This window comes from Kribbella sp. NPDC055071 (assembly GCF_053608045.1).
Map to the genome: position 1 here is coordinate 1 of NZ_JBSGUS010000058.1, position 5,100 is coordinate 5,100.

Below are 5,100 nucleotides of genomic sequence, written 5' to 3' on the forward strand. Positions count from 1 at the left end.
AGATCACCTGGTTTCGGGTCTACGACCACGTACTCATGCGCCCTATTCAGACTCGCTTTCGCTGCGGCTCCGCATCTTCTGCTTAACCTTGCACGGGATCGTAACTCGCCGGTTCATTCTACAAAAGGCACGCCATCACCCGTTAACGGGCTCTGACTACTTGTAGGCACACGGTTTCAGGATCTCTTTCACTCCCCTTCCGGGGTGCTTTTCACCTTTCCCTCACGGTACTGGTTCACTATCGGTCACTAGGGAGTATTTAGCCTTGGGAGATGGTCCTCCCGGATTCCGACGGAATTTCACGTGTTCCGCCGTACTCAGGATCCACTCAGGAGAGAACGAAGTTTTGACTACAGGGCTGTTACCTCCTATGGCGGGCCTTTCCAGACCTCTTCATCTACCTCGTTCCTTTGTAACTCCGTACAGAGTGTCCTACAACCCCAAGAGGCAAGCCTCTTGGTTTGGGCTAATCCCGTTTCGCTCGCCGCTACTCAGGGAATCGCATTTGCTTTCTCTTCCTCCGGGTACTTAGATGTTTCAGTTCCCCGGGTCTGCCTTCTCATATCCTATGAATTCAGATATGGATACCACTCCATTACGAGTGGTGGGTTTCCCCATTCGGAAATCTCCGGATCAAAGCTTGCTTACAGCTCCCCGAAGCATATCGGTGTTCGTCCCGTCCTTCATCGGCTCCTAGTGCCAAGGCATCCACCGTGCGCCCTTTCTAACTTAACCGTTAAAAAGAATCACTATGTGATATCTTGTATTACTAATTGAATGTGATGTCTACTGTTATCTAGTTTTCAAAGAACACGTTTCGAAGGAATGATCCTTCAAAACTAAACAAGACAGGGAACGTTCTGTTTATAAGACCCAAGGTCTTATATTCCGTATAATATCCTTAGAAAGGAGGTGATCCAGCCGCACCTTCCGATACGGCTACCTTGTTACGACTTCACCCCAATCATCTGTCCCACCTTCGGCGGCTGGCTCCTAAAAGGTTACCTCACCGACTTCGGGTGTTACAAACTCTCGTGGTGTGACGGGCGGTGTGTACAAGGCCCGGGAACGTATTCACCGCGGCATGCTGATCCGCGATTACTAGCGATTCCAGCTTCACGCAGTCGAGTTGCAGACTGCGATCCGAACTGAGAACAGATTTGTGGGATTGGCTTAACCTCGCGGTTTCGCTGCCCTTTGTTCTGTCCATTGTAGCACGTGTGTAGCCCAGGTCATAAGGGGCATGATGATTTGACGTCATCCCCACCTTCCTCCGGTTTGTCACCGGCAGTCACCTTAGAGTGCCCAACTGAATGCTGGCAACTAAGATCAAGGGTTGCGCTCGTTGCGGGACTTAACCCAACATCTCACGACACGAGCTGACGACAACCATGCACCACCTGTCACTCTGCCCCCGAAGGGGACGTCCTATCTCTAGGATTGTCAGAGGATGTCAAGACCTGGTAAGGTTCTTCGCGTTGCTTCGAATTAAACCACATGCTCCACCGCTTGTGCGGGCCCCCGTCAATTCCTTTGAGTTTCAGTCTTGCGACCGTACTCCCCAGGCGGAGTGCTTAATGCGTTAGCTGCAGCACTAAGGGGCGGAAACCCCCTAACACTTAGCACTCATCGTTTACGGCGTGGACTACCAGGGTATCTAATCCTGTTCGCTCCCCACGCTTTCGCTCCTCAGCGTCAGTTACAGACCAGAGAGTCGCCTTCGCCACTGGTGTTCCTCCACATCTCTACGCATTTCACCGCTACACGTGGAATTCCACTCTCCTCTTCTGCACTCAAGTTCCCCAGTTTCCAATGACCCTCCCCGGTTGAGCCGGGGGCTTTCACATCAGACTTAAGAAACCGCCTGCGAGCCCTTTACGCCCAATAATTCCGGACAACGCTTGCCACCTACGTATTACCGCGGCTGCTGGCACGTAGTTAGCCGTGGCTTTCTGGTTAGGTACCGTCAAGGTACCGCCCTATTCGAACGGTACTTGTTCTTCCCTAACAACAGAGCTTTACGATCCGAAAACCTTCATCACTCACGCGGCGTTGCTCCGTCAGACTTTCGTCCATTGCGGAAGATTCCCTACTGCTGCCTCCCGTAGGAGTCTGGGCCGTGTCTCAGTCCCAGTGTGGCCGATCACCCTCTCAGGTCGGCTACGCATCGTTGCCTTGGTGAGCCGTTACCTCACCAACTAGCTAATGCGCCGCGGGTCCATCTGTAAGTGGTAGCCGAAGCCACCTTTTATGTTTGAACCATGCGGTTCAAACAACCATCCGGTATTAGCCCCGGTTTCCCGGAGTTATCCCAGTCTTACAGGCAGGTTACCCACGTGTTACTCACCCGTCCGCCGCTAACATCAGGGAGCAAGCTCCCATCTGTCCGCTCGACTTGCATGTATTAGGCACGCCGCCAGCGTTCGTCCTGAGCCAGGATCAAACTCTCCGATAAAGTAGTTTGACTGACTACGCACATCGCTGTGCGATTTTTAAAAACTGAATTAACAGGTACGTTTTGTCTTGTTTAGTTTTCAAAGATCATTTTGTTTGTCCGCTTTGTTAAAGCAACTTTATTAGTATACAATGTCACTTCTTCAAAGTCAATAACTTTTTTGAAAAATTACACTAATGTGCAATTGCTTGGCGGCGTCCTACTCTCACTGGGGGAAACCCCCGACTACCATCGGCGCTGAAGAGCTTAACTTCCGTGTTCGGTATGGGAACGGGTGTGACCTCTTCGCTATCGCCACCAAACAAATTGAGAGTGTTCTCTCAAAACTAGATAACAGGTGTGACATCATTCAAAAATATGGTTAAGTCCTCGATCGATTAGTATCTGTCAGCTCCATGTGTCGCCACACTTCCACCTCAGACCTATCAACCTGATCATCTTTCAGGGATCTTACTTCCTTGCGGAATGGGAAATCTCATCTTGAGGGGGGCTTCATGCTTAGATGCTTTCAGCACTTATCCCGTCCGCACATAGCTACCCAGCGATGCCCTTGGCAGAACAACTGGTACACCAGCGGTGCGTCCATCCCGGTCCTCTCGTACTAAGGACAGCTCCTCTCAAATTTCCTGCGCCCGCGACGGATAGGGACCGAACTGTCTCACGACGTTCTGAACCCAGCTCGCGTACCGCTTTAATGGGCGAACAGCCCAACCCTTGGGACCGACTACAGCCCCAGGATGCGATGAGCCGACATCGAGGTGCCAAACCTCCCCGTCGATGTGGACTCTTGGGGGAGATAAGCCTGTTATCCCCGGGGTAGCTTTTATCCGTTGAGCGATGGCCCTTCCATGCGGAACCACCGGATCACTAAGCCCGACTTTCGTCCCTGCTCGACTTGTAGGTCTCGCAGTCAAGCTCCCTTGTGCCTTTACACTCTGCGAATGATTTCCAACCATTCTGAGGGAACCTTTGGGCGCCTCCGTTACCTTTTAGGAGGCGACCGCCCCAGTCAAACTGCCCACCTGACACTGTCTCCCCGCCCGATAAGGGCGGCGGGTTAGAAGGTCAATACAGCCAGGGTAGTATCCCACCGATGCCTCCACCGAAGCTGGCGCTCCGGTTTCCAAGGCTCCTACCTATCCTGTACAAGCTGTACCAACATTCAATATCAGGCTGCAGTAAAGCTCCACGGGGTCTTTCCGTCCTGTCGCGGGTAACCTGCATCTTCACAGGTACTATAATTTCACCGAGTCTCTCGTTGAGACAGTGCCCAGATCGTTGCGCCTTTCGTGCGGGTCGGAACTTACCCGACAAGGAATTTCGCTACCTTAGGACCGTTATAGTTACGGCCGCCGTTTACTGGGGCTTCAATTCGCACCTTCGCTTACGCTAAGCGCTCCTCTTAACCTTCCAGCACCGGGCAGGCGTCAGCCCCTATACTTCGCCTTACGGCTTCGCAGAGACCTGTGTTTTTGCTAAACAGTCGCCTGGGCCTATTCACTGCGGCTCTCTCGGGCTTGCACCCTAACAGAGCACCCCTTCTCCCGAAGTTACGGGGTCATTTTGCCGAGTTCCTTAACGAGAGTTCTCTCGATCACCTTAGGATTCTCTCCTCGCCTACCTGTGTCGGTTTGCGGTACGGGCACCTCTCACCTCGCTAGAGGCTTTTCTTGGCAGTGTGGAATCAGGAACTTCGCTACTATATTTCGCTCGCCATCACAGCTCAGCCTTATGGGAAACGGATTTGCCTATTTCCCAGCCTAACTGCTTGGACGCGGATATCCAATACCGCGCTTACCCTATCCTCCTGCGTCCCCCCATTGCTCAAATGGTGAGGAGGTGGTACAGGAATATCAACCTGTTGTCCATCGCCTACGCCTTTCGGCCTCGGCTTAGGTCCCGACTAACCCTGAGCGGACGAGCCTTCCTCAGGAAACCTTAGGCATTCGGTGGAGGGGATTCTCACCCCTCTTTCGCTACTCATACCGGCATTCTCACTTCTAAGCGCTCCACCAGTCCTTCCGGTCTGGCTTCACAGCCCTTAGAACGCTCTCCTACCACTGTTCGAAGAACAGTCCGCAGCTTCGGTGATACGTTTAGCCCCGGTACATTTTCGGCGCAGAGTCACTCGACCAGTGAGCTATTACGCACTCTTTAAATGGTGGCTGCTTCTAAGCCAACATCCTGGTTGTCTAAGCAACTCCACATCCTTTTCCACTTAACGTATACTTTGGGACCTTAGCTGGCGGTCTGGGCTGTTTCCCTTTCGACTACGGATCTTATCACTCGCAGTCTGACTCCCAAGGATAAGTCATTGGCATTCGGAGTTTGACTGAATTCGGTAACCCGGTAGGGGCCCCTAGTCCAATCAGTGCTCTACCTCCAAGACTCTTACCTTGAGGCTAGCCCTAAAGCTATTTCGGAGAGAACCAGCTATCTCCAGGTTCGATTGGCATTTCACCCCTACCCACACCTCATCCCCGCACTTTTCAACGTGCGTGGGTTCGGGCCTCCATTCAGTGTTACCTGAACTTCACCCTGGACATGGGTAGATCACCTGGTTTCGGGTCTACGACCACGTACTCATGCGCCCTATTCAGACTCGCTTTCGCTGCGGCTCCGCATCTTCTGCTTAACCTTGCACG

At 52.6% G+C, this 5,100-nt stretch carries 4 rRNA genes; all 4 read right to left on the bottom strand.

The window, feature by feature from the left end:
- Nucleotides 1-735: ribosomal RNA gene (locus ACWF4Z_RS38085) — 23S ribosomal RNA — on the bottom strand; the annotation flags it as partial.
- 170 nt (nucleotides 736-905) lie between these two features.
- A 16S ribosomal RNA gene (locus ACWF4Z_RS38090) occupies nucleotides 906-2,455 on the bottom strand.
- A gap of 186 nt (nucleotides 2,456-2,641) precedes the next feature.
- Nucleotides 2,642-2,757, bottom strand: a 5S ribosomal RNA gene (gene rrf / locus ACWF4Z_RS38095).
- 55 nt (nucleotides 2,758-2,812) lie between these two features.
- Nucleotides 2,813-5,100 (bottom strand): 23S ribosomal RNA (locus ACWF4Z_RS38100); the annotation flags it as partial.